This window comes from Chryseobacterium sp. NG-CE01 (assembly GCF_055695505.1).
Window position 1 is genome coordinate 2409334 of sequence record NZ_CM146369.1, and the last position, 26505, is coordinate 2435838.

Consider the following 26505-nt stretch of genomic DNA (forward strand, 5'->3'; position numbering starts at 1 on the left):
AAGGTAGAATGTAAAAATCCTTAAAACACTCGATTAATAAAGGCATAGGTAATAAGGTAGGCGAACTAATAAAAAGCTTTATAAACAAAACACAAAAAATAAAATTCTATGAACTGTAGACAATTCAACAGCATATCGTTGGAAGAAGTCCTCCTTTCTCTCGGACACCTTCCCACGAAGCAAAATGAAAAAGAAGCTTGGTATCTCAACCCATTTGCCAGCGAATCCCAAGCCTCTTTTAAAATCAATAAAAGCCTAAACTATTGGTACCTCTTTTCAGAAGGAATTGGTGGTAATAATACCGATTTTATGAGGAAATATCTGAATGCTTCAGTAAGTGAAGTTTTAGTTTGGGTAGAGAATCATAATTTTTCTTCTTTTCAAAAGCAAAATGTTCCTTATCAGAAATTTGAGAATCTTCCGAAAAATTACGAGATAAGTGAAATTAAAAATGTCCAGCATCCGGCACTCCTGGAATATTTGAGAGAAAGAAAAGTACAAAATCAAACCGAATTTTTAAAGCAAATCCATTATCAGAATAACAATAAAAACTATTTTGGAATTGGTTTCAAAAACGATTCAGGCGGTTACGAAATCCGCAATAAATATTCAAAAATCTGCTTAGGTAAAAAAGATGTCACAACCATTAAAAACGGTTCTGATTCACTTCGGATTTTCGAGGGCTTTTTCGACTTTCTTTCCTTTAAAGCTCTTGAAAATGAATTGCAAAAGCAACCCTCCGATTATCTTATCTTGAATTCTGTTTCGATGATTCATAATATTAAAAATTCACTTGGAAAATATGATAAAGTGGAGCTTTATTTTGATAATGATGAAGCAGGAAATCGCGCTGTAGAAATCATTCGAAATAAAACAAAAAAAATAGAAGATTGCCGGGTTCTGTATTCAGATTTCAAGGACTTGAATGAATATCTTAGTAAGAAAACCGAAGAAGTTCAAAAACAATATAAATCTGTATTTAAGAGATGAGAAATTCAAAAACTTTTGATGGGAACTTATTTGAGAAAATGTTTGATTTAAATTCAAAAAATAAGATCGGTGCAAATACTATAGCTGTTTTTACTTTCATCCTCTACAAATGTGAAGATCCTCGAAAAGAAATTGTTTTATCAGACTATCAAATGGCAAGAGAGCTTGGTCTTTCCAGGCAAACGGTCATCACTGCAAAAAATAAGCTCAAACTTTTAGGACTGTTAGATTACAATAGAAATCCGGGTTTTCCAAATCGTTTTATTTTAAATGGAAACCCAATGCTAAAAATAACACCAAAAACCTATGAAATAATAGATAAGCCTATTGATGGATTAAAAACCATTGTGGAATCGGAAAATAATACCAAAAGTTTATTTTCAAAATATCCGAACTTAAAACAGTTTATGGATTTTGCAAAAACTTTAAAAGACTATTCAGAAAAGCTGGATGATTTATTGATTCAAAAATTTCAAAAATGGGAGCAAGCAGATTGGAAAAATTCAATTGGAAGACCTATTTTGAATTGGCAAGCTACTCTTGAAAAAAATATGAATACGCTTGATGTTTCACACTTTAATGGTAATTCTTCGTTATCTAATCTTCCAAAAATTAAAAGACCGAAACTAGATTAAAATCAACTACTCCGACTGGTCTAAATTAAGGCAGACTAAATTAAATTTCTGACTTATGAAAACTCTATAGCAAGATGTGTCTTTGTATATACAAAATTTACATTTTGTACCTCCAAAGACTCTCTTGCCTTTTCTGCGAAAAGGGTGAAAAAACTTCGGAACTCGTTTTTTATTTTGGAACTCGTTTTTTTTTGAGCATAAACAATAGTAATTTTACGCAAATCAATAGAATAAATTGCTTTTGAAAAAAAATGAAATTTTGACTTTTAAATTGAAATATGTTCATTCACTAGCAATTAAATTATCAAATAAATTTTATATTAGCGGTATTGATAATTTTTTGAAAATTATTGTCAACTTATCTACTTCATATGCACGTGTTGATATAATCATAAAAATAACTCTATGTCACAAATTGAAAAATTTAGAACTGCTTTAGAAAAATTAAATGAAATTGAATACGAATCGAGATGGCCACTTTATGACAGAAAGAATGGAAAAAATCAAAAGATTCGTGCTGATGCAGAAAGAGATTTAGGTTACCAAATTGATATAGCTAAATATGTGATTAAGGAATTCGATTTATTGACTTTAAAGTTTGGCGAAACTCGGAGTGATATGGATAAAGGTATGTGGATGTCAGAGTTTAGCAGATATTTCGCAGACGATATTAAAGAGTTTATAAGATTAGTTAAATTAAAAATTGAAGAATTAGAGCAAAAACAGAAGCACGATGGAATGGATTAATATTAAACACGAGAAACCAGAAATGTCGCAACCATATTTAATAAGCATAAGCTCTATTGATAGTAATAAAAATACATTCATATATAATTATTATGCTTATTACGATGTAGAAACAGGAAAATTCTTTGAGTATGATAGTCAAACAGCAAAAGTTGGAGAACCTATAAATAAAAATGTACTCGGCTGGCTTAAAGGATTGACAAATTATTTAGAATAAAAGCACTAAAGCTAACTTGAGTTTTGTGAATGTAGGGATTTTGTAAGATTTTAAATTCTTCTCAACTATTTTTAAATTTTTTAGTAATTACAATTGGTGACCTCTGACTAGTTAATTTTAAGCCATAAATATTTTCTATAATTTAAAGGATCATTGAATATGTTCATAAAGAAATTACAAATAAAAAATTTTCGACTCTTTCCATCGGACAAATTTATTGATATTGATAATATAAGTGTTCCCAATGCTAAGGATGACGGTAGTGGTTTAACTATCTTCGTTGGTGAAAATGGTTGCGGAAAATCAACTATTTTAGATTCTTTTGCTTTACCATATGTTTCTTACAAAGCTGATTCGTTTAGTGTTGATGATGTAAACAATCTCAAACAAAAGGTCGAAATAAACATATATTTAGATGAAAATTTCACATTTAAAGGTACGATTCCCAAAACAGAATATAAAGGAAAAGGATTTTCGTTCATAGGCGGAATTCGATCAAAATCTTCAAACAGTTATCTATCATCAATAATAGTAACTGACCAAAAATATATTAGGGCTGACGGAGAAACTAAACCATTAGATAACTCTCCTGATTTGAGACTTTCTGTTAATAACCCGTGGAGTGGAACTCGCTTCAATGAATTGGATTTTTTAATTTTAGATAGGAATAGAATATTTCAAACTAGAAAAGGAACTTATAATGACACTCGTTTTGACAGAATAATGGATGATTTAAACTATCGTTATCTGTTAAAAGATGAAAATCCAATAGATTGTAATGAAAAGCTAAAAGAAGTTAAAAATGTAGGGAATAAAGGCGTTATTACTGAATTAAGCGAAGCTCTTGATAAATTCAGTGAAATTAGTGGCAATGCAGTACGTCTAAAATTAATTGATAATTTAAAACCATTTTCAAATGCATTTTTTGCCGTCGATAAAGAAAATAATCAGTCTATTTCTATTAGTCAACTTGGTTCTGGTTATGAAATGATTTTTGCTCTTATTTATTCTTATTATTTATCAAAAAAGAATAACAAAAAGTTAATTATATTAATTGATGAGCCCGAACTTCACTTACATCCAAAATTACAATCGGATTTTATAAATCTATTATTAGAGTTTTCAATTGATTCTCAAATTATATTATCAACTCACTCTCCCTTGTTTATAAAGCAAGCAATGGTAAGTGCAAACGTAGAAATAAAAATTATTAATAAGGATAATGCGGAAGTAAAAATCGTTAATCCAGAAAATTGTGCATTATCTTATCCTTCATCTAATGAAATAAATTTTATAGCATTTAATCTTGCTACTGAAGAGTATCACAATGAATTATATGAGCAACTCCATTTAAACAATGGAGGTGATAAGATAAAAAAATTTGACAATGATTTTTTTATAAAAGAAAAAGGAGAATTAAAAAATTCTCCTTGGATGGGATATCCAAATGAAGTCTCAATTCATACCTTTATAAGAAACCAGATTCATCATAGAAGTGAGAACGGAATTGCAGAGTACGAACAACTTAAGAATTCAATTACTACACTAAGGACATATTTACTTGAAAGTAAAAACGCTACAGTTAACTTCTAATTGTTTATAGTACGATGCTCATTTGTGTTTTATATTTTATTATTGGACATACTAATGACAAATATAGTGGTATGTAATCTTCCAGCTCACAATAATTCATTGAGGAAAAAGAAGCCCACGCCGTTGTATATACTTTAAGTATTTAGTGAATGTTCAAGACCTCACCCTGCGGGTGTACAAGCACCCTCGTTTTTTCTATCCAATGATTAATTCAATTCCGGCTTTTTCAGCCTTGTATTTTATTTTGGTCTGCAATTCATAATAGCTCCAGTTGCGAATTACAAACTCCTGTTCTTTTGCAATCCCAATTTTGTTCTCCTGATTTTTGAGAACAAGTGTGCCTGCTTGTTGTTTGATACAGAAATCAATAAGCTTCCGACTATACAGGTGAAGCCGATGACTTACATACTTGCTTTCCAGATTCTCTGTTTTATAGAATGCTTTCCGTTTCCTTTTTGCTCCATTTCCCGAACGGGCATAGGCTATTCCGTCTTGAATCCTTTTTAGACTTGCCTGAATCGCCAACCTGCGATACAAAAACTCTTCTTTTGAACCAATATTGATTCGCACATTGTTGGCTTTTGCCACTATTGGATGTTCCAGAGACAATGAAGCTTCAGCGATGATCTCGGGTTTTAAATAATGCTCCTCCTTTTCGAATTCAAAAACAGCAAGCCAGAAAATTTTCCGATCTTTCAGTTGGATCTGCGAGGTGCAAAGCTTGATATCTCTTTTAAGCAAGCGTTCCATTATTACTCGCTTATCAGTATAGTCTTTTCCTAAATATGTTTTGACAGGAATCGCAAACATATTGAAGCAAAAAGCTTTCGTTTCTTCGTTATATCTCATTTTGCTGATGCATTTGACCGGAAGCGGGATCGGAATGTCTCTTTTGTAATTCCTCACTGATTTTGTTCCCTGCCAATAATCAGCTTTGTTTTTTGAGAAAGTTGATTGAATTGTATTGTTGAGGCTTCCCAGAATATCTGTAGGTATTTCCCCTTTGAAACGGTCAAACACCATTCGTGCCGTAGTGCCAGTTTTCGAACGGTCAAACATTCCCATCTCATCTTTTTTTTCATCAGCTAGCTTGTATTGGATTTCTTCGGTGAGGTAAAAGAAATCCTTGATCATTTCCTGTACATACAGATGGGAAGCGATTAAGTTTGCCGCTCGGAAACAGCGGTTCTGATACCGATAAAGTTTTTCCCACATTTCATTCTTTTGATCCGATGGAACATCGATCAGCAACTGAATTTTTCGGGTGAGTATCATTGTGGATTTTTCCATATCAAACAAGTATTTCAGAGTTTTTCAAATTCTGTAAATATTGATAGGCACAAAGAAACTCTTGATGAACTTCTTTTTCAGAAAGTTTGAGTTCTCGTGCAATAACTGCAAATGAAGATTTCTGTTCAAATCTTCTTTTTATGATTTCAATTTGTTGACTGCTGAGTTCATATTGTTGAACCTTGTTTTTCTGAGATTCAATCGCTAGATTCCCATTAGAATTTGTCTTTAAGATGTTCTTTAGATCATTTATTGCCCCAGCTACTTCATTGCTTATATCTTTAACACTGCTTCCCATTGCTTCTGCAATAGGTTTGTACTGAAAGCCATATTGGAGACAAAGCTCGATCAAGTGTTTTCTTTTGGGATTTATCACCTTTAACACCTTATTGACTTCATCGAAATGTTTCTGATCGGATTCCTGACGAAGTAGATGTTCTTTGTCGTGCAGAGGATCATATCCGATGAGATAATCCTGATAGTTTTCAAAACTTTCAAGTGATGCCGTTAATTGTGCGAATTTATTTTTCGGAGAAGTGAAATAAGATATGCAGTCTCTTTTCAGAACGAACCGTAAAAAGCCAAGAATATGATTAGGAGTTTCAATGGAATCACGGTGAAGCCAGAGTTTAAGAAATGTATCCTGCACTAAGGTTTCTACAACAAAATCATCATCAAGCATTTGTTTTCCGATCCAGAAAAGGAGTCTTTTGTACCGTAAATGGATATATTCTAATGACGTGGGATTACCTTTTTTCAGCAGTTCATATAACTGATGATCACTGAGCATTCGGGGTAAGGAGTTTGTTCTTTTCATAAGCAGTGTATTTGAGCTGATTATTGCTTGAAGAACTGCTTCGATTACTAAGATGAATTCTCTACATCATTGAAAATACTCATTCACTACATCATTTTGCCAAAAGAAAGGCGTGGAACTCAACTTACAGACTAGAGGCACTGGTATACCCGTGTACGATAAGAGAGCCCACGCCGCGGTCGTGAGCTAATTTACTTATCTTCCCGTACACATAAAAATTACCAGTTTTCTAGTCGAGAATCTAAGCAATAGCTTCGATTATTTTTGAAGTATTGCAAAGTTACCTTTATTGTAACTTATTTGGCAAATATAAAACATTTTTCTTAATGTAGGCTAATTAAACTACAAAAATTTATTTAAATCTCATCAATTTGTCTATTCAAAGTTAACTGCAATGAATAAATTAGAATTTAGAATAGCATTTGGTAAGAGAGTGGAGATGTTTAGGAAAAAGCTGAATTTAAGTTATAGAGAGTTGGCTCAAAAATGTGATGTGGATCATAGTAATATTAGTAAAATAGAAAAAGGTGAAGTAGATCTTAGAATCTCAACTGTTCAAGAATTAGCCAAAGGTCTAGATGTGCATCCACAAGAATTGTTTGATTTTAAATTAAAGTAATGTTCACGATTAAAAAAAAGTAGGTATTAATTGTAAAGAATCATCTATTAAGTGTTCTGAACTTAAATAAATTGCTATATTTTTATAAATTCTAAACCAGAATTTTATAAAATTATATTTGTTTGGTTTTTAACAGGTTAAAATGACTCAAAAAGATATTAAACAGCTTGAAGTAGAGCTTTGGGAAGCCGCAGATGAATTAAGAGCTAATTCAAAGTTGACTGCTGCTGAATATAAAGATCCTTTGTTAGGATTAATTTTATTGCGTTTTGCTGAAAATAAATATTTAGAAGCAAAAGATAAACTACAAGAAATACTACCTGTAAATCCTCGTACCGGAAAACGCCGTGACGCTACGAAAGATGATTATGTTGCTCTTGGAGCAATGTTCTTACCGGAAAAAGCACAGTATACTCATCTTGCCAATTTGCCGGAAAGCGAAGATTTGGCAGAAGCGGTAAATTCCGCGATGAAACTTATTGAAAATGAGTATGAAGAGCTGGCAGGTATTCTTCCCAAAAACTATCAGGAACTTACACCTGAAGACGATTCTGATAATAATTTACTGGCCAATTTGATCCGTATTTTTAACAGTGACTCAGTTCAAAAAGCTAAAGGTGATGTCTTTGGAAGAGTATATGAATATTTCCTGATGAAGCTTTCAATGATGGGAGCCGGTGCACAAGAAGGAGGGGAATTCTTCACACCTCCCTCATTGGTGCAACTAATAGTTAATTTTATTCAACCGGATCACGGGATTATTCACGATCCTGCTTGTGGTTCGGGAGGTATGTTTGTACAAACCGCGCATTTTATAAAAGATCATCAGAACAAAAAAGTAAACGAAGCTATTCAAGTTTTCGGTACCGAATATAAAAGCAATACCACACGTTTGGCCAAAATGAACTTAGCGATCCACGGAATCACTGGTAGTATAGCTAATAATAATTCTTTTTACAGCGATCCACACGAACTCTATGGAAAATGTGATTTCCTGATGGCAAATCCGCCTTTTAATGTGGATAAAGTAGATGCTAAGAATAAATTTTTAGCAGAAGATAAACGTTTACCATTTGGCGCACCATTAACAGGTAAGGGAACGATTGGAAATGCCAATTATCTTTGGATTCAGTATTTTATGTCATATCTGAACCCAACTGGAAGGGCTGGTTTTGTAATGGCGTCTTCAGCAACTGATGCTGGAAATGCTGAAAAACGAATCCGTGAAGAATTGGTAAAAACAGGAAATGTAGACTGTATCGTTTCTATAGGAAACAACTTTTTTTATACCCGTTCGCTGCCTTGCCATTTATGGTTTTTTGATAAAGGCAAACGAAAAGAGAATAAAGATAAAATACTGATGATCGATGCCCGTAACGTTTATCGAAAGGTAAGCAGTACGATTAATGACTTTTCTCCTGAACAGTTGGAAGGATTAACAGCTATAATGGCATTATACCGAGATGAAGTTCCTGAAGTAGCAACAGACAATTCTTGGTTTAATGAGCATTTCCCTGAAGGAATATATCGTGATGTAGAAGGTTTGTGCAAAGTTGTGAATTTAGAAGAAGTATCTGAACAAGATTATAGCCTTACACCGGGACGATATGTCGGCATAAACATCGACATTAATATGGATTTTGATTACAAAACCCGAATGAAGGAATTGCATAACGAATTAGCAGAACTGAATACGGAAGCCAACCAATTGATGAACAAAATTCAAGCTTTTAAGTTATGAACGAGGGTTGGAAAGAAGTTGAATTAGAGGAGTTAGGGACTATTGGCAGAGGAAAATCAAGACATCGACCTAGGAATGCAGATTTTCTATATGGTGATAAATATCCATTTGTCCAAACGGCTGATGTTAAAGCAGCAGAATACAAAATCACTTCTTATTCTCAGATGTATTCTGAAGAAGGTCTAGCACAAAGTAAGCTTTGGCCAAAAGATACTTTGTGTATTACTATTGCTGCTAATATTGCTGATTCATCAATATTAGGAATTGATGCTTGCTTTCCAGATAGCGTTGTTGGATTTATTGCAAACCCTTTAAAATCAGATGTTCGATTTGTAAAATATCTTTTTGATTTATTACAAAAACGTATTCAAAAAATATCTCAAGGCGCAGCTCAAGATAATTTAAGTATTGAAAAAATTAGAACTTTAAGATTTAATGTTCCAACAGTTGACATCCAAAAAAAAATCGCCAACATTCTATCAGGATATGATGATTTGATAGAGAATAACCTAAAGCGTATAAAAATTTTAGAAGAACTGGCACAACAAACCTACGAGGAATGGTTTGTGCGAATGCGTTTTCCGGGTTATGAAACTACGGTTTTTGATGAGAATGGTTTGCCGCAGGGTTGGGAGAAAGTGAAGTTGGGTGATTTGGGAGATATTGTTACTGGAAAGACACCTTCTACATTCAACGAAGAATTTTACAATGGAAACATTCCATTCATTAAAACTCCAGATATGAATGGACAGATTTATGTTCTGGAAACTAATCAAAACTTAACAGAGTTAGGAGCGAATACTCAAAAAAATAAATTTCTACCAAAAAATTCTTTAGTAGTTAGTTGTATTGGTTCAGCAGGTGTGTATGCTTTGGTGAGCAAAAATTCACAATTTAATCAACAAATCAATGCAATTAAATTTTCAAAGGAAACTTTTACTTATTACACATATTGTTTTTCAAGAAGTTTAAAAGAAGTTTTGGAAGCATTAGGAAGCAATGGTGCAACTATGACCAATGTAAATAAAGGAAAATTCGAACAAATTGAAATTATAATTCCTGAAGAAAAATTATTATTAGATTTTCATAATTTGGTAAAACCTTGTTTTGAATCAATTCTAAATCTTCAATATCAAAACCAACGCTTACGCGAGGCACGCGATATTTTGTTGCCGAGGTTGATGATGGGGATGATTGATGTTTCGGGAAGCACAGTACAAGTGGGAATTGTAGAAACAAAACCAACTGATGCTAAAGTAATTCCTTTAGCAAAACCTAAAAAAGAAGCCTCTAAAGAATTTAAAGAAGCTGTTTTAATTGCTTGTTTAACAGATAGATTTGGAAGTGGAAAATTTCCTTTAGGAAGAAAAAGATATACCAAGCTTTCTTATCTTTTTCACAGATATTCTGACAACAAAATTCAGGATTATCTGAGAAAAGCTGCAGGACCCTACAACCCAAAAACAAAATACGGCGGTCCTGAAAAGATTGCTCTAAACAGCAAATACATACAGAACTGGAAAGGAGATAAGGGTACGACAGGATTTGTAGTTGACGAAAAGATAGATGATGCTAAAAAGTACTTTTCTAACTATTGGCAAATTGCAGATTTGGATTGGCTATGTACAGAGTTTAAATTCAAGTCAAATGATGAATTGGAGCTTTTGGCAACGGTTGATAATAGTTTGATAGAGCTTTCTAAAAAGAATATTGAGTTTACTTCAACCAATGTTTTGGACATTATAAAATCTGAAAAAGAATGGGAGGCGAAGTTGGAGCGAACGATTTTCAGTGATGCGAATGTAGAGAGGTCAATTAGATTTTTAACTGAAACCTTACAATATGAGAAATAATTAAAAAATAAAAACTAATAACTTATGAAAATAATAAAAACAGAGTTCGACGCAACACTACTATGTGGAATCGATCACATTACAGGATTGGACGGACTGACAATAGAGTCAAGAGGTGGGACAAAGAAATCAAAAAATTATAGAAACCCAGAACATAGTTTATTGTTAGCCTATGTTTTAAAAAAAATCCAGAATGCCAATGTTTCTGATTTAGAAATTTATGTAGCATCTAATTCATCAAATTATAAAAATATTGATGACAGAAAAGTTTTATATGATGGTGATTTCAAAATTAATCTAAACTCCATTACTGATTTCGAATCTTTCTTAAAAAGTATAAAAAAGTCCGTAAAGCAATCGGGACAAAAGAAAGGTTCAAGAGGAGGAAACAGCACAAAGAGAATTACTCTGTATTCAAAAACCGAAAATTTGAAAGATGTGTTTACATCTGATGTAGAGGTTCAGTTAAATAAACAAACCGAATCGGAACTTGAATATACCTATCAAAGAATTAAAAAACGCCTTCGTCAATCCAAATTTAGAAAAGAACTTTTAGAAGCTTATGATAATACTTGTGCAGTTACCGGAAGTAAAGTTATTGAATTATTAGAAGCTGCTCATATTCAACCGTACAAGGGTGTTCATACAAGTGTGGTAAACAATGGAATTTTAGTAAGATCAGATATTCACGATTTGTTTGATTTAGAGAAAAATGGAAAACGACTAATCAATATTTCTGCTGATTATAAGATTGAGGTGCATTTTTCATTGGAAGGTTCTGAGTATTGGGAGTATAATGGAAAGGATATTAGGTTGCCTATAAGTGCAAATAATTATCCTAAATTTTTATAGATGAATTATTGGGTTCTTTCACCGAATGTTGAGCAGGATGCTTCTGTTGAAAAACAATGGAAGGATGCTATTTTGAGATATAAAATAGCTGTTATGGGTTGGGGTATTGATAATTCTTTAGGAGCACGTTTTGTAAACGAAGTTAAAATTGGTGATATAATATTAATTGCTCAAGGAGCAAATTCAAATAAAAGATTGTTTTTATCGGGGATAGTAAAAAGTTTACCAGCGAAAGGACATTTACCTGATATGCCTAATGAGAAATACTTTTGTTATCTTGAATTAACAAGTGATAACACTGAATTAAATCAGATAGGATTAAATTTTCAAGATGCTGCATTTGGTGATGCATCAAGAATACCAGCTTTGTATATTTTAAAACCTTGGGAAAATCCCGCTGATAAAAAAATTTGTGACCAATTACTATTAATCACGCAGAAAAAAAGATTAGAACTAATTATGAAAAACATTATACTCTCTGACATTGAAAAAAAACAGTTAAATCAGCTCTTTAATACTTTTGCTCAGAAATATGATGATAAAAATAAAGTAACGTTAGATAATAATGCTTCTTTAATTATAAATGAGTTTCAAACTTATACTGATAAGATTAAAACTAATGCTTTTACCCTTGATGATTATACTAACCGACAGGCTAATGATACAGGATTGCCTGGTTCTTATTTATGTAATTTTTTAGAAAGAAGATCAAGAGAATTGTTCGGTTCTTCTAAACCTGCAGGTTCGGCTTTGACTTTTGGTATCAAAGCTGACAAAAATGACAACTCATTTACAATCGATAGAAAAGATCCTGATAATTTTAATAAAAACAATAGAGGAGAAGCCGAGTCAGAATTTGAAAAGTATAAAACGTTTTTCAGAAATGTGGTAAATGAATCAGAAATTTTCCAACAAATGAAGTTGATAGAAGATTGTGATTTTATTTCAGCAAAACAGATTTTGAGAAAGTTTTTGGTTCTATCTCATCCCTTTCAGTTTATCTATGCATACAATGATAGGTTGGATGATCTATACCAATATTTCTTTGGTGATGATCAAAGTCTATCTAAAATAGAAAAGAGTTTTCATATCAATTTTGCAGTCAAGCAAATATTAAATGTAAATCAGGACAGCTACGCTAATCAAATAATTGTTTCTCGTTTTCTTTGGAAATTAGCAAGTTCTCAATCACTTTTTTCCAAGAGTAATCCAAATGTTATTTTATACGGTCCCCCTGGGACAGGTAAAACCTATAGAATTAAACAAGACTTGGAATTCTTAACTAAAGGTGATTCTTCACGAGTAAAATATGTTGTTTTCCACCCATCTTATGGTTATGAGGATTTTATAGAAGGAATAAAGCCTTATGGCGTAACAGAAGATGGTAATTTGAAGTTTGAGTTAATTAACGGCTCGTTTAAAGAATTTTGCAAACTGGCAAAAAGCAGACCTAACGAAGAATTTTATTTTGTGGTTGATGAAATTAACAGGGCAAATTTATCCGCTGTTTTTGGAGAAACTCTAGTTAGTTTAGAAAGTTCATACCGAGATATAGTATCAAATAATTTTAATGATCGACATTTATTCAGTACGCAATACTCTTCTTATCAAGAGCATTTGGACGAAAAGAAAAAGGTAGAGTTAGCTTATGAAATTTCAGAAACTGGAAGCGTTCTTTTTGGTGTTCCAGACAATCTATATTTCATTGGAATGATGAATAATGTGGACAAAAATATAGATAGTTTTGACCTTGCTTTACGTCGTAGATTTAAATGGATTTATTTTGGTTGCGATTATGATGTTATAGAAAATGTAAAAAGTAACAAAGGAGAATTATTTACAAATAGATTAGATTATGTTGATGTTTGTAAGAATTTAAATGAATTTATTTCCGACTCGAAATATTTAGGATTAGGAAAGTCCTTCGAATTTGGACACTCTTTATATATGAAAATTTCAACAATTGAAAAGCAAAAACGCATTCAACAAAAAAGTATGGATCAGCTTTTCAGAGAGTTTTTATTACCGACTTTAAATGAATATTTGAGAGCTTATTACGATGAGTCAGAAATAGAAAAGAAGTCAGAGGAAGCTCAAAATTATTTTAAGTTGTAATGTGATGCATATAACTTTGCCAGTAAATTACAACTACGGAAACAATAAGATTGGATGGAATGATTTGGAACTCAAAAATTTCATAAAATCCAATGACAGTTCTTTTAATAAACAGATGATCAAAGATTGCTTTGATAATTTTGAAGAAGTATATCTTAATGATAATCGCTTTAGTGATCTTAATGTAATTTCACTGCGTAAATCAAATAATGTTGATAAAGACCTAGATGCTTTTGTAATTAAATTTTATAAGAAAAAAATTGGTGAAGAAATAATTTACTATATAGAAACTGGTCAATACGCTGGATATATTAATTACAAAGGATTTGTAATTAATATATCGCTAAGTGAGCGGTACAATGTTTCTGTATTGAATCATTTGCTTACTTATGCTAATAACATTTCTTTGGATTCAGAAGCCATTCTGACAAGTTATAAAACACGAACGAATGAACTTGAATATCTTCTATGTTTTATGTTTTTACAAAAACTAGAGAAAGCATCAATATTAGGACTCCCAAAAAGATTTCAAAATGTTAATGAGCGACTGAATACTGTTCGAGGTAAAGTCGAATTTAAGTCATTCATGAAAAGAGACATTCCTTTTCAAGGAAAAGTTTCCGTTCATTACCGTGATAGAAGTGATATACAAGAAATTATTGATGTTTTGTTTTATACTTTATATATCATCAAAAATAAGTACTCATCAAATTCTTTATTTAAAGTAAGAAATGTTTATAATGAACTACTTTCTAAGTATAGCAAAATTAAGCCAAAAAGTGATACAATATTTAAAGCTAAAAGCCATCCTGTTTTAGCAAATCCTCTATTTGTTCAGTTTAAAAAAGTCTTAGAATTAGCGGAAGTAATCATTAAGAGTTTTAGTCCTGATTTTAATCAAGAAAGTAAAAAACAAATATCTGGAAATCTCTATAACACATCAGAATTGTTTGAACTATATATTGAAAAGATTTTAAAATCTAGTCTTACAGGTTGGAATTTAGATGCTCAAAAAGAAATATCTATTTATAGAAATCATTTTTTTAGTCGTAAAATGATTCCAGATTTAATTCTGCATAATGTGAAACAAGATAAATATGCTATTTTAGATGCAAAGTTCAAAACAATGAATTATAATTGTTTGGACGTTGATAGAGAAGATATTTTTCAACTGCATACATATAGCTATTATTATCACTATAAAAATGTATTGTCTGGATTAGTTTATCCACTACAAAAAGAGTTTGATGTTTCAGGAAAACATATATCAAATACTTTAGATCAATATTCAAACAGATTTGGAATCTTTGGGGTTGAATTAAATAAGAATTCAAATATAAAATCCATAAAAGAATCTGAGTCAAAATTCATAAATCAGATAAATGAATTGCTAAATCAAGAATCAGAAAAACTTTAAACTATGTCTTACGAATACTCAGAAGATGCATTGATAGAAAACGCTACCGAAGAAGTTTTAAGAGAACTTGGTTGGGAAGTTACTACAGCTTGGAAGAATGAAAGTTTTGGAACAGAAGGATTATTAGGTCGTGAGAATAAAGGAGAAGTAATCTTAGAACGATATGTTTTAGAGGCTTTACAGCAGTTAAATCCAGACCTTCCGGAATTAGCATATACAAGAGCTTTAGAAAAAATTGTTCAAAAAGAAGCAGATAAAACTATTGCTCAACAAAATAAAGCTAAGTATCAATTATTAAAAAATGGTGTTGAGGTTTCGTTTACAAATGAGGATGGCAAAACCCAAAAGAAAACTTTAAGAATATTTAATTACAAAGATTATCTAAACAATCATTTTCTGGCTGTTCGACAATTCGAAGTGAGTGGTGAGTTACATAATCGTCGTCCTGATGTGATTGGTTTTGTAAATGGTATTCCATTGGTATTCTTCGAACTTAAATCTCATGCCGTTGATCTACGCTCTGCTTATGAAGATAATTTCAAGGATTATAAAGATACAATCCCTCATTTATTTTATCACAATGCCTTTGTAATTTTAAGCAACGGTACAGATGCTAAAGTGGGTACTGTAACCAGTCCGTATAAATACTTTCTTGACTGGAAACGTATAACAGAAGATGCTGAAGGAATTGTAAGTTTAGATACAATGCTTAGAGGAACCTGCGCTCCTAAAAACCTAATGGATATTTTCGAGAACTTTTTACTCTTCGATGAAAGCAATGGAAATATTGTAAAGCTAATGGCAAAGAACCATCAGTTTATTGGGGTAAACAGAGTGTTGGAAAATGTTCAGAATATTAATGATCTCGAAGGGAAATTAGGAGTGTACTGGCATACTCAAGGTTCGGGTAAAACATATTCTATGGTCTTTCTTTGTGAGAAAATACATCGAAAGTTTGGAGGTTCTTACACATTTTTGATTGTTGTAGATCGTACAGAACTGGAAAATCAGGCTTACGATACATTTTCAGGTGTTGGAATTGTTAACAATAAAAATGTAATTGCCGGTAAAAAGAAAGGTATAACGGGTAGAGATCACCTTAGGGAATTATTAAGTGAAAATCATCGGTATGTATTTTCATTGATTCATAAATTTTCTATTGATCCTGAGTTAGAAACAGAATACCCGCTTATCACCGAAAGAAAAAATATAATTGTAATATCTGATGAAGCACACCGTACTCAAGGAGGGAAATATGCAAGAAATATGAGATTTTTTGGATTGCCCAATGCTTCATATTTAGGATTTACCGGAACTCCTATCATTAAAGAGGAGCAGGAAGTCACAAAAAATATCTTTGGAGAATATGTTTCTGTATATGACTTTAAAAGAGCAATTGAAGATGAAGCAACCCTTCCACTAAAATATTTGAATCGTGGAGAGCGACTAAATATTGATAATCCTGCATTGGATGAACAAATGGCTGAGATTCTTGAAAATGAAAATCTTGATGAAGATCAGCAAAAGAAATTAGCTTATCTATTTAAAAAAGAATACCCGATACTTACTGCAGAATCGCGTCTGAGAGAGATCGCTAAAGATTTGGTTTGGCATTTTAATGAAAGAGGTTATCAGGGGAAAGCAATGTTGGTAGCACTTGATAAGCCAACAGCGGTTCGGATGTATGATTACATTATGGAATATTGGCCAGAATATCTGACCGAACTGGAACAAAAAATTGCAGAATCAAAAGACCTTCAGGAAGAGCAGGAATTAAAACGTAAATATAACTTAGTTGTTTCAACAGAGGTTTGTGTTGTCATCAGTTCTGAACAAAATGAAATTGATAAATTCAAAAAAATCAATTTGGATATTGAAACGCATCGTCGCAAAATGGTTGAAAGAAATCTTGAAAAAGAATTTAAAGATGAAGAGCATCCATTCCGATTGGCAATTGTATGTGCGATGTGGATAACTGGATTTGATGCGCCTTCTATTTCAACAGTTTATCTTGATAAGCCGATTAAAGGACATACTTTAATGCAAACCATTGCCAGAGCAAACAGAGTGTATGATGATGAAAAAGAAAATGGGCTTATTGTTGATTATGGTAATGTGTATCAGCAATTAGAAAAAGCTTATGCTGTCTACGGAGAAGGAGATAAAGGTAAAAAAGGAGATGAGAATGATAATCAAAAACCATTCGAGCAGTTAGAAACAATGTCTGACGAAATAAAGGAAGCTATTGATGACGTAGTGAAAATGTTAGAAGAAGAAAACTTTAATTTAGATACTTTAATTGAAGCTACAGCTATGGGAAAAATTGCAGCAGTAAATAACGGAGCCAATGCTGTTTGTAGAAATGACGAATCCCGTGCTAAATTTGAGATAGCGGCTAGAAACGTATTTAGAAAATATAAAGCACTTTTTCCTGAAAAACAGGCAAAAAAATTCACTCCACAATACAATGCTATCGATGCTATTTACAGCAAACTCAATCAAAAAGTAAAAAGTGCTGATGTCACAGAGATTATTTTACGTTTACAGAGTGTGGTCAATGATTCCGTTGTGGTCGATACTGTTCAGGAAAATCCCTATACAATGATAGATTTGTCTAATTTAAATATTGATGCATTAAAAAAAGCATTTGAGAAAATCCCTAGAAAAAATGAATTAGTATATGATCTGAATAAAGCTGTGGAACAAAAATTAGAACAGATGCTTAAAGAGAATCCTTTACGTTTAGAGTTTTATGAACGTTATAAAGAAATTATCCAAGCTTACAATAATGGTAAATCTGAAGTAGAACTTGTACGCAGTTTTGAGCAATTGGCAGCATTTGTTCAATCCCTGTCACAAGAAGAAAAAAGAGCTTATCAAGAAAATTTGGATGAACCTACCTTATCCATTTTTGATCTTTTAATTCAGGATAAAAATTTGGATAAGGAAGAAAGAGAAAAAGTGAAGAAAGTGGCAGCACAGACTTTAGAAATTCTCAAAAATGAAAAGTTAAATATTCCTAATTGGAAAGAAATTCGAGAAGTAAAAGCAGGTGTAAAAACTACTATTTATGAACAGTTATTATGGCTTCCAGAAAATAAATATACTGATGAAGAAGTAAGTTTAAAAAGTATTGCTGTTTATCAGCATGTTTATTCTTATTCATTTTTGTAGAAGATTTTATTAAAATTTTAAAATAAAAAATATGCTGGATCTTGTTGAAGTTCATGAAGAATTATATTTATATCTGCTTGAACAAAGGAAAAGAAATTCTGAACTAAAATTTACTTTTAGAAAAAGTAATCATGCAAATAGATTGGAAGAAGGGTATTGGTTTTACGGAAATGAAAACTATTTAGCAATATCATTTTGGGAAGGGATGGATTGGAAAAATAGAACTCCGAATATATGTTTCATAATTGATAACGAGGGAAAATGCACCTTGGAAATTAATGTTTCAGATTCTACTATCAAGAAAGAATTTATTGAAAGATATTTTTTAGAAAGAACACTAAATTTAGAAAAAATTGGTAAAAAATATATCATCAAGTATGATAATGTTTTTTCTGAATACAGTAATCGCATATATGATCTAAAAGATTACAAGTCTGTTTTTGATTTTTTCCTGCACACAGATAAAGAAAATATTGATGATATTATTAGGAGTAATTCTGATTTTTTTGAGATGATGGGATCAAGTGAAAATGAAATTTCATTTTTAAGTTCAGAAGAATTTCTAAAAAGACATAATAAAATTAGGCAATATAGAAAACGCAAGCAAGAGATTGATAATGAAGATGAATTTGTTATCAAAGAGGATAAGCCTTGGAAATTATTTTCAATTGATATAAAAGATTATGGATTAATAAATGACTTATCGATTGAAATAAAAAACAAAAAAAATCAGTGGATATTTTTAACAGGTGAGAATGGATCTGGTAAAACGAACCTTTTACGAGCAATGGCAACAGCATTGGGAAATAGAATGTTGTCAAAAAATGAATTTGAAGAAAATCCTAATTTTAAAGTTACTGCCAACTTCATTTATAAAAATAAATTACAAGAATACAGTAGAATTGGAAATGGTGAAGTAAAAGGTAAAAGAAAACCATACATTCAAGGGTTGGCAATGTATGGTCCATATAGACTTGATATGGTGGTAGATAAGATGAATAAGGCTAAATTTAAAAAAGAATTAAATAAAGAAGAGTCTTTCAAATCTTTATTTAAGGTAGGAACTCCACTATTAAGTATTGACAAACAGTTTGAGTTTTGGAGGTCTGGATCAAAGCGGGAAAAGAATCTTTTTCAAAAAAGAGAATATTATATTAAGTCTTTAATAATTGATGTTGTTCATAATTTAGTTGATATTAGATTTACCATTGAAAATAACAAAAAAATTACAAAGTACATTTTTACTAATGATCAGAATCAAGAACATTCTTTAGTTTGGGAAAAATTATCAACTGGTACAAAGAGTACTATTGCGATGCTTGGTGATATTCTGATTCGTCTTTTCAATCAACAATCTGACATTCTTGATCCAGCAGAATTACGTGGGATTGTTATTATAGATGAAATTGATTTACACCTTCATCCTAAAGCACAAAAAGAATTAGTAATAAACCTCTCAAGAACATTTCCTAATATTCAATTTATTGTTTCTTCCCATAGTCCAATACCTTTTATTGGTGCACCTGAAGAGAGTGTATTCATTACGGTTGAAAGAGATCAGAATGATAATATTAAAGCGACAATGTTAGATATAGACATTTCAAATCTATTACCTAATACAATTTTAAGCTCACCTATTTTTGGCTTTGATTCCATAATTAATGTTCAACATAATCCAAATGAGAGTTTGATAACAGAAAACGATTATCAAGAAGCCGCATTTTATAAAATTTTGAATAGAAAGATCACGGAACGAACTATACAATTAGGAATAGATAATGATTCAGATAACTAGAAAAGATTACAATGATATTCCCGAACCTTTGACAAGACCTGGGACATTTAGGCAAATTGAGCGTGCAGTTGCAGAAATGAATGGTGATAAGTACAATACTACTTATTATAAAGATGAAGTTGTAGTTAATAAGCTTAAAGCATTTTCTGTGCATAAAGATAATCTTGATGCGGGTGATAAACCAAAATGCTATTATTGTGAATCATATGTTGATCACGTAGCGACTTTACAGGTTGAACATTTTAGACCAAAGGCTAAAGTCGATGAAATTGATAATAATAGTTTATCCCACCCTGGTTATTATTGGTTGGGTTTGGAGTGGAGCAACCTTTTGTTATCTTGTCCAAGTTGTAATGGTAAAAATGCAAAAGGTAATAGATTTCCTTTAGTTGATTTCAACAATAGAGCCAGAGCAATAAACCCAATAGGAAATTCACCACTTTCATTTGACAGAACACATTGTATTGCCAATCAATCTCCCTTATTAGATGAAGAACCATTATTAATTAATCCGGAGTATGAGGATCCGACTCCTTATTTGACATTTAATGACGTAGGACAAATACAGGGTATTGGTGAAAAAGGAGAAAAGACAGTTGATATATTGAAATTATATAGAGATCCTTTGTTGGCAGCCCGTCAGGTTAAATTAAATGAAATTATTAAGAATATTGAATTAGCTTGCGCAGCAAGAGCAATGGGTAAAATTAATGATGATGGTCTAAAAGTTTGGCTAGAAGCAGAGTGTACTAAAGTCTTAGAATTAGATAATGTTAGAAATGAGTACTGTTTGTGGGGTAGACATATTATTGCAAATTTTGAAAGTTGCGTTGTTTCTAAAATTGCGATATATAAAGACGAGTTACGAGATGCTTTCCAAGAAGTTAGATAGATATAAAAACTGAGCTATAATTTGTTGAAATTCTGAACTTATTTTTTTCTAAAATTGATGAAAATTGAAGTGTACAGGCGAAATGTATCAAATATCACTGTCGCATTCGGGAATTGTTAATTGTTTAATTTACAGTAATTTACAAGGTTGAAGGTGTACAGAAGTAGTACAAATGCACTTTTAAATTTATCGTCAGATATTCTAAAGCATTGGTTTACAATTGTTTAATGTGACGAGATTCGTGCGGAAAAGTAGAAAAAAAAGATGTTGCAGCATCTTGATTGTGTACCACTTTTGTACACCTTGTATTGCGTAAAGCACCATCAATAAACACTTCTATAGATACTGTATCGGGGGCATTAGTTATGAGTAAAAACATATAAATAAATTGAATCGTTATAGATTAAATATTTTATGTTGTTTAAGACTAGCTTCATTTATGCAAATTTGCCACAGAAACGAATTCTAAAATTTTTAATTTCATCATAAATTCTCTTATAGCAAATTTATCGATCAAGATAGCGTGTCCAATTCTTTTTCTTCGAAGCTTTATACCAAATACATTCTTGTTTAATTTTTTTTTATGATACAATATATGAAACGACATGTTTTGCCGTTATTGCATTATAGCTTTGCAAAAAATATAGTTATTATGATAAGAATAGTATAACATTTATCAAATTCATAATAATTATATTGTATTCTTTATAGCGTTGTATAGAAGAAGTATTTTTGCAGCAATTTAAATTAATAATCATAACTCGAATTAAACAATAAGAATGAATAAAATCTACTCAGGAGCACTGTTCTTGTGCTTCGTTCTAGGTGTTTCTGCTCAGGAAGTAGTCTGGCAGAAAGACATTAAATCCTCCACGCAGGATTTTCTTTCCCAAGTTACCACCACCATCGACCAGCAGTATTTAATAACAGGGAGCTCTATTCAATCAAATAAATTATCTGCTGAAAGCAAACAAAGCAACGGTTACGATTTCCATCTCATAAAACTTAATCAACAAGGGGAAGAATCCTGGGAAAAATATTTCTCCGGACAAAATCATGATTTTTTATCGGCTACTGTGAATACCCAGGATGGAGGATTCGTTTTGGCAGGAACCTCATTCAGCGGAAAAGGGTTGGATAAAAAAGAAGATTCCAAAGGTGGATCTGATTTTTGGTTAATAAGAATCAATGAGTTCGGCGATGAACTTTGGCAGAAAACCATTGGTAGCGCTTCGGATGAAGAAGCTAGAGCGGTGATCCAGACGACGGATATGGGATTTTTTGTGGCGGGAAATATTCAGAATTCTGCAAAAGGTTACGGATCTAAAGATGTCCTGATTGTTAGAGTCGATAAAAACGGAAAGGAATTATCCCAATTTATTGTTGGCGGAAAAGGTTTGGATGAAGTAGAAAAGATGATTCCGACAAAAGACGGTGGCGCTTTACTCGGCGTGTATTCCAGAAGCGATGTCGGAGGGTCTAAGAAGACCGAAAACTTCGGGGAGGGTGATTACTGGATTATCAAACTGTCGAAAGAGGGAAAAGTGGAATGGGAAAAGAATTTCGGCGGAAAGGGGGACGATCATATAAGAACACTGGCTTTAACTTCCACAGGTTTTTTAATTGGCGGAGAATCAAGATCTGAAAGATCAGGAAACAAAACCGTAGGGATTGGAGAAGGAACGGATCTGTGGCTGCTTTCTTTAAACGAAAGAGGCGAAGATATTTGGCAGAAGTCCTACAATTTCAAGAACCGGGATGTGCTGATGGGAATGAGTGTACTGCATGCTTCAGATAAATCGTCAAAAGGAATTCTTTTAGGAGGTTATACCCAGGCAGAAGGAAGAATAGAAAGTGATGATGAAACTTTCTGGATGTTGTACCTGAATGAACAAGGAGAAGAACAGTGGAGAAAACATGTAAAAGGAGAATCCAGAAAAAAGGAGGAGAGACTTTCTGATATTAAGCTGAACAGGGACGGATCCATAATTCTAGCGGGAACCAGCGCAGAAGAGCTTGGAAAAGAGAATTGGAAGGTTGTAAAGCTGGGAGATAAACAGATTGACCAGCTGATTGAAAAGCAGGATATCAAGATCTACCCGAATCCGGTAATTGATTATGCATACGTAGAAATCGGATTCGAGTTCAGCGAAGCGGATATTGTGATGTACGATATGGGCGGAAGACAGCTTCAGAGTCTCAAAACTAAAAATAAAATAACAAAAATCAATACTCAAAATCTTATTCAAGGAGCATATCTTATTGTTGTAAAAACGGATAGCGAAAAAACCGCTAATGGTAAAATTATTAAAAAATAAAATGATTACAAAAAGTATTATTATCTGCCTGTTGTTTGTTTTTCATGCAACATTTGCTCAAAGCACAAATATCTCAACAGTTATTCCCACAATAGTAAAACCCTCGCCGACTACGCAAAACTTCATGAGGTATGGTGAGATTCCAGTTGATTTTAGCACAGGTGTGCCAAAAATTGAAATACCACTTCACACAATCGGTGGGAAAAAGATTAATCTACCCCTCTCAATTTCTTACCACGCATCAGGAATCAAAGTATCTGATATGTCCTCCGAGGTGGGAATAGGATGGGTTCTTAATGCTGGAGGACTTATAAGCAGGACTATGTTCGATGTTTATGATGAGGATGGAGCTAATATTAAAACTTATTCAAGTGCAGAGCAGTTTTTGGCAACTGTTCCTAATATTGTGACATCCAACTATAATCAGGGGTGTAATTGTTATTTGGGATCACATAACATGGCAATGATGTTATCAACAAAATTTGGTAATGAAGATTTGATGAACGACCGTTATTTCTATAGGTTGCCAGATGGAAGGTCCGGAATATTCCGCTACAATTATCCTACAAAAGATACATTGATAACACTTCCATACCGACCGCACAAAATAAATAAAACATTGGATGATAAATTCAAAATTACAGATGAAAATGGAACTTTATATATTTTTCAAAGATTTCAGGATCCCGGTTATGGTTCTTCAGAATGGTTTTTAAAAGAGATTATTTCCTCAGACGAAACAGAGCATATCACATTAAATTACATTCAACAACAAAGATTTGCAAAAGTGGCTTCTGCAAATACTTTAATCTCTAAACAGCAATTCATTGTTGGTGAAAATTGTGATCCCCAGGGACATAGCCAATATCCTATTGATCAGGCGTCTGGAACCGGGGAGAGTGTTTCTTCCACAATATTATCATCCATAGAAAGTAACGATGAAACCATCACTTTTTCTTACTCCGACCGTGAGGATTTCCAACTAAAAAAAATAGTTGAAATAAGTATTTTTTCAAAAATTAATGGTAATAAATTAGTTAAAAAAGTAAATTTCAATCAATCATATTTTGGAAATATAGGTTACTCCAATGGATATTCTGAAACTATGGATAAAAGATTAAAGTTAAACTCTGTTGATATTTATGGCGAAAGTAATTCACTACCTCAAACTTATTCGTTTATATACGAACAAAGTATAATGTTACCTCCTTATATCTCAAGATCTTTCGATTTTTGGGGGTATTATAATGGAATTAACAATGGTTCAGCTGTTCCGCGGGACCTTCTCCCACCAGAATTACAAATGCAGGGTCTTGGTGGAGATAGAAAAGCTGATAATGGACAATTTTCTAAAGCTTGTATGATCAAGGAAATTAAATATCCGACTGGTGGAAGATCAAAATTCGATTTTGAAAGGGCACATGTGTCAGGACTGTTTAATTCATCTAACAGTGCTGGCTATATTGGGGGGTTTAGGGTTTCAAAAATAACCAATTATTTAAAAGATAATGAGATTTCATCTATAAAATCTTATCAGTATTCGGACCCTAATTATAATTTAATTGACGCTGAGTTCTACGGATACCTTCAAAGATATATTGACAATAGCGGTAATTCAGTCGTTACAGGGAACAATATTACAGGCTGTTGGGAATATTATACCCGTACGATCAACACTTCCATTCCCCTCGTACCGCACGATCTGATGCCTGGACTTCCAATTGCCTATTCAAAAGTTTATGAATATCAGGGAACAGTTGCTGATAATAATGGATGGACAGAATATAGTTATAGTTTTCCGAATAAGATTTCTTACACAAGCACTCTCAGGGAACTTCATTCTTATCAGGAAGATAAAGGGAATTATGAGCCTAAATTAGTATATAAACTAATAAAGTCAAAATCAGGTAAAATGATTTCTGACGAATTACATTTTTATTCCGACCATTATGTTAAAAATTTTAAAACTGGAATAAATGTCACACAAACAATGTCAAATTTAGCATTTCTTAAAAATGCTGATTTAACCAATTATGGATGTGCTAACTGTGTCACTGATTATATTATGTCAATAAAAGCGCATAATACAACTGCAGTTCAAAGTGCATATCTAAAAGATTATTCAGTCTATAAAACGTATGATTCAGAGAATTCCCTGAAATATGTGCGGGATTCCATTTCGTACAAATACAACCAGCACAACCTTATGCTTAAAGAAACTTCCAGATTCAACAGCATCGGACAAAATATTACTCAAGAATATAAATATCCCTACGATTATGCTCCTGTAGAACCATATCAAAGTATGTTGGCTAAAAATATATTGACGCCTCTTTTAGAGGAGATAACAACAAACAATAATATTCAAATTTCCAAAAATCAGGTTGTTTACAAAAACTGGGGAGACAATATCATTGAGCCTGAAATCGTAAAAAGTCAAGGAGGCATATCAACTCCTCTGGAAAATAGGATTAGATACTTGTCTTATGATAAAAAAGGCAATGTTTTAAGCCTTAAAAAGGAGGATGCTACAGCAAACTCATACCTATGGGGATATAACAAAGCACTTCCAATAGCTATGGTTGAAAATTCAACTTTTGTTTCTCAGTCAGGTATTGAAAATCAGGATAAGTCTATGAATACCAGTCTATATATCCCCATGGGTAATACTACTTATGAGCTTGGTACTTTCACCATTACAGAAGAAAAGAATTATAAAATTGAGAGGATATATGAAAAAATTCCTAATAACTACTCCGTGATGTACAATATTAGTTTTAAAAATCTTGACAATCCTGCTTATTCTGTTCTATTTACTGACACTACACCCAGCGGAAGTAATTCTCATACATTTACTACGCCTGCTCAGCTTTTGAAGCCGGGGAATTACCAAGTTAATCTAACTAATGTTGGATATAATGGATATCAGGGAATGATAGAACACCTATTTAATATCATTGTTTACAACCCTGTTAATGTTGAAAGATCCATTCCGTTTCACACCAGCTTTGAAGAAGACCGGGAAAATGTCAGTATAATTCACGCAAAAACGGGAGTCAAATCACATATAGGCCAGTATATTGTCAGACTTCCACAGATATCTGCAGGGTATGGCAAAGTCATTATTTCTTATTGGGGCAAAAGTAATGATAGTTCACCTTGGGAATATGTGGAGGATACCGTCACCGTAAATGGACAGAATGTTAATATAGGGTCCTCCTATTATTTTATAGACGAGGTAAGGGTGTATCCTGTAGGTGCAATGATGAGTACTTATACTTATGATCCTTTTCATAGAGAACAAACCAGTATAATGAGGCCTAATGGACAGACCGAATACTATGATTACGATGCCTTTGGACGACTTAAGGAAGTTTACATTATGGAAGGAAATGTTAAGAAAACGCTTAGAATCACTAATTATCATTATAAGCCATAAA

At 32.4% G+C, this 26505-nt stretch carries 18 protein-coding genes; 16 read left to right on the forward strand and 2 right to left on the reverse strand.

Going from position 1 to position 26505, the window contains the following annotated elements:
* The first annotated feature begins 108 nt into the window (after nt 1-108).
* The 5 genes from ACYT6F_RS11430 (at nt 109) to ACYT6F_RS11450 (ending at nt 4182) form a co-directional block, all read left to right on the forward strand.
* Complete coding sequence (locus ACYT6F_RS11430) at nt 109-990, forward strand: toprim domain-containing protein (RefSeq protein ID WP_472597802.1); 882 nt, start codon at nt 109-111, stop codon at nt 988-990.
* The gene (locus tag ACYT6F_RS11435) at nt 987-1625 is read left to right on the forward strand and encodes a hypothetical protein (protein ID WP_472597803.1); all 639 of its coding nucleotides are present in this window, start codon (nt 987-989) and stop codon (nt 1623-1625) included. The genes ACYT6F_RS11430 and ACYT6F_RS11435 overlap by 4 nt, the downstream gene beginning before the upstream one ends.
* A gap of 405 nt (nt 1626-2030) precedes the next feature.
* Nucleotides 2031-2372, forward strand: a complete 342-nt coding sequence (locus tag ACYT6F_RS11440; protein ID WP_472597804.1) for a hypothetical protein — start codon at nt 2031-2033, stop codon at nt 2370-2372.
* Nucleotides 2359-2589, forward strand: coding sequence for a hypothetical protein (locus tag ACYT6F_RS11445; protein ID WP_472597805.1), 231 nt, complete (start codon nt 2359-2361; stop codon nt 2587-2589). The genes ACYT6F_RS11440 and ACYT6F_RS11445 overlap by 14 nt, the downstream gene beginning before the upstream one ends.
* Before the next feature lie 159 nt (nt 2590-2748).
* A complete protein-coding gene (locus ACYT6F_RS11450; protein ID WP_472597806.1) occupies nt 2749-4182 on the forward strand; it encodes an AAA family ATPase in 1434 nt (477 codons plus the stop codon).
* A gap of 195 nt (nt 4183-4377) precedes the next feature.
* Here the strand turns inward: ACYT6F_RS11450 and ACYT6F_RS11455 are convergent, their stop codons facing one another.
* Both ACYT6F_RS11455 and ACYT6F_RS11460 read right to left on the reverse strand, forming a co-directional pair.
* Complete coding sequence (locus ACYT6F_RS11455; RefSeq protein ID WP_472601117.1) at nt 4378-5472, reverse strand: nuclease/transposase family protein; 1095 nt, start codon at nt 5470-5472, stop codon at nt 4378-4380.
* 1 nt (nt 5473) lies between these two features.
* Nucleotides 5474-6289, reverse strand: a complete 816-nt coding sequence (locus ACYT6F_RS11460) for an RNA polymerase sigma factor (RefSeq protein ID WP_472597807.1) — start codon at nt 6287-6289, stop codon at nt 5474-5476.
* A gap of 394 nt (nt 6290-6683) precedes the next feature.
* On the opposite strand from ACYT6F_RS11460, the gene ACYT6F_RS11465 reads away from it, so the two are divergent.
* The 11 genes from ACYT6F_RS11465 to ACYT6F_RS11515 all read left to right on the forward strand — a co-directional run bounded on the left by ACYT6F_RS11465 (nt 6684) and on the right by ACYT6F_RS11515 (nt 26504).
* Nucleotides 6684-6908: a helix-turn-helix domain-containing protein gene (locus tag ACYT6F_RS11465; RefSeq protein WP_214590357.1), complete on the forward strand. Its 225-nt coding sequence runs from the start codon at nt 6684-6686 to the stop codon at nt 6906-6908.
* Nucleotides 6909-7050: 142 nt separating this feature from the next.
* On the forward strand, nt 7051-8649 hold the full coding sequence (locus ACYT6F_RS11470) for a type I restriction-modification system subunit M (protein WP_472597808.1): 1599 nt from the start codon (nt 7051-7053) through the stop codon (nt 8647-8649).
* Entirely contained in the window at nt 8646-10502 is a 1857-nt protein-coding gene (locus ACYT6F_RS11475) for a restriction endonuclease subunit S (RefSeq protein ID WP_472597809.1), read from the forward strand. Before ACYT6F_RS11470 ends, ACYT6F_RS11475 begins: the two co-directional genes overlap by 4 nt.
* Before the next feature lie 24 nt (nt 10503-10526).
* The gene (locus tag ACYT6F_RS11480; RefSeq protein WP_472597810.1) at nt 10527-11354 is read left to right on the forward strand and encodes an HNH endonuclease; all 828 of its coding nucleotides are present in this window, start codon (nt 10527-10529) and stop codon (nt 11352-11354) included.
* A complete protein-coding gene (locus ACYT6F_RS11485) occupies nt 11355-13469 on the forward strand; it encodes an McrB family protein (RefSeq protein ID WP_472597811.1) in 2115 nt (704 codons plus the stop codon).
* 4 nt (nt 13470-13473) lie between these two features.
* A complete protein-coding gene (locus tag ACYT6F_RS11490; RefSeq protein ID WP_472597812.1) occupies nt 13474-14886 on the forward strand; it encodes a 5-methylcytosine restriction system specificity protein McrC in 1413 nt (470 codons plus the stop codon).
* 3 nt (nt 14887-14889) lie between these two features.
* Complete coding sequence (locus tag ACYT6F_RS11495) at nt 14890-18060, forward strand: type I restriction endonuclease subunit R (protein WP_472597813.1); 3171 nt, start codon at nt 14890-14892, stop codon at nt 18058-18060.
* Between the two features lie 31 nt (nt 18061-18091).
* The gene (locus ACYT6F_RS11500; protein ID WP_472597814.1) at nt 18092-19855 is read left to right on the forward strand and encodes an AAA family ATPase; all 1764 of its coding nucleotides are present in this window, start codon (nt 18092-18094) and stop codon (nt 19853-19855) included.
* The gene (locus ACYT6F_RS11505; RefSeq protein WP_248877315.1) at nt 19839-20747 is read left to right on the forward strand and encodes an HNH endonuclease family protein; all 909 of its coding nucleotides are present in this window, start codon (nt 19839-19841) and stop codon (nt 20745-20747) included. Before ACYT6F_RS11500 ends, ACYT6F_RS11505 begins: the two co-directional genes overlap by 17 nt.
* A 779-nt stretch (nt 20748-21526) precedes the next feature.
* A complete protein-coding gene (locus ACYT6F_RS11510; protein WP_472597815.1) occupies nt 21527-23065 on the forward strand; it encodes a T9SS type A sorting domain-containing protein in 1539 nt (512 codons plus the stop codon).
* The gene (locus ACYT6F_RS11515; protein WP_472597816.1) at nt 23043-26504 is read left to right on the forward strand and encodes a hypothetical protein; all 3462 of its coding nucleotides are present in this window, start codon (nt 23043-23045) and stop codon (nt 26502-26504) included. The genes ACYT6F_RS11510 and ACYT6F_RS11515 overlap by 23 nt, the downstream gene beginning before the upstream one ends.
* Nucleotide 26505 lies beyond the last annotated feature (1 nt).

Coding starts and splice junctions, on each gene's coding strand:
- ACYT6F_RS11505 (WP_248877315.1), top strand. CDS start 19,839: ATGATTCAGATAACTAGAAAAGATTACAATGATATTCCCGAACCTTTG.
- ACYT6F_RS11470 (WP_472597808.1), top strand. CDS start 7,051: ATGACTCAAAAAGATATTAAACAGCTTGAAGTAGAGCTTTGGGAAGCC.
- ACYT6F_RS11485 (WP_472597811.1), top strand. CDS start 11,355: ATGAATTATTGGGTTCTTTCACCGAATGTTGAGCAGGATGCTTCTGTT.
- ACYT6F_RS11510 (WP_472597815.1), top strand. CDS start 21,527: ATGAATAAAATCTACTCAGGAGCACTGTTCTTGTGCTTCGTTCTAGGT.
- ACYT6F_RS11475 (WP_472597809.1), top strand. CDS start 8,646: ATGAACGAGGGTTGGAAAGAAGTTGAATTAGAGGAGTTAGGGACTATT.
- ACYT6F_RS11450 (WP_472597806.1), top strand. CDS start 2,749: ATGTTCATAAAGAAATTACAAATAAAAAATTTTCGACTCTTTCCATCG.
- ACYT6F_RS11495 (WP_472597813.1), top strand. CDS start 14,890: ATGTCTTACGAATACTCAGAAGATGCATTGATAGAAAACGCTACCGAA.
- ACYT6F_RS11440 (WP_472597804.1), top strand. CDS start 2,031: ATGTCACAAATTGAAAAATTTAGAACTGCTTTAGAAAAATTAAATGAA.
- ACYT6F_RS11515 (WP_472597816.1), top strand. CDS start 23,043: ATGGTAAAATTATTAAAAAATAAAATGATTACAAAAAGTATTATTATC.
- ACYT6F_RS11455 (WP_472601117.1), bottom strand. CDS start 5,472: ATGGAAAAATCCACAATGATACTCACCCGAAAAATTCAGTTGCTGATC.
- ACYT6F_RS11465 (WP_214590357.1), top strand. CDS start 6,684: ATGAATAAATTAGAATTTAGAATAGCATTTGGTAAGAGAGTGGAGATG.
- ACYT6F_RS11480 (WP_472597810.1), top strand. CDS start 10,527: ATGAAAATAATAAAAACAGAGTTCGACGCAACACTACTATGTGGAATC.
- ACYT6F_RS11490 (WP_472597812.1), top strand. CDS start 13,474: ATGCATATAACTTTGCCAGTAAATTACAACTACGGAAACAATAAGATT.
- ACYT6F_RS11445 (WP_472597805.1), top strand. CDS start 2,359: ATGGAATGGATTAATATTAAACACGAGAAACCAGAAATGTCGCAACCA.
- ACYT6F_RS11430 (WP_472597802.1), top strand. CDS start 109: ATGAACTGTAGACAATTCAACAGCATATCGTTGGAAGAAGTCCTCCTT.
- ACYT6F_RS11500 (WP_472597814.1), top strand. CDS start 18,092: ATGCTGGATCTTGTTGAAGTTCATGAAGAATTATATTTATATCTGCTT.
- ACYT6F_RS11435 (WP_472597803.1), top strand. CDS start 987: ATGAGAAATTCAAAAACTTTTGATGGGAACTTATTTGAGAAAATGTTT.
- ACYT6F_RS11460 (WP_472597807.1), bottom strand. CDS start 6,289: ATGAAAAGAACAAACTCCTTACCCCGAATGCTCAGTGATCATCAGTTA.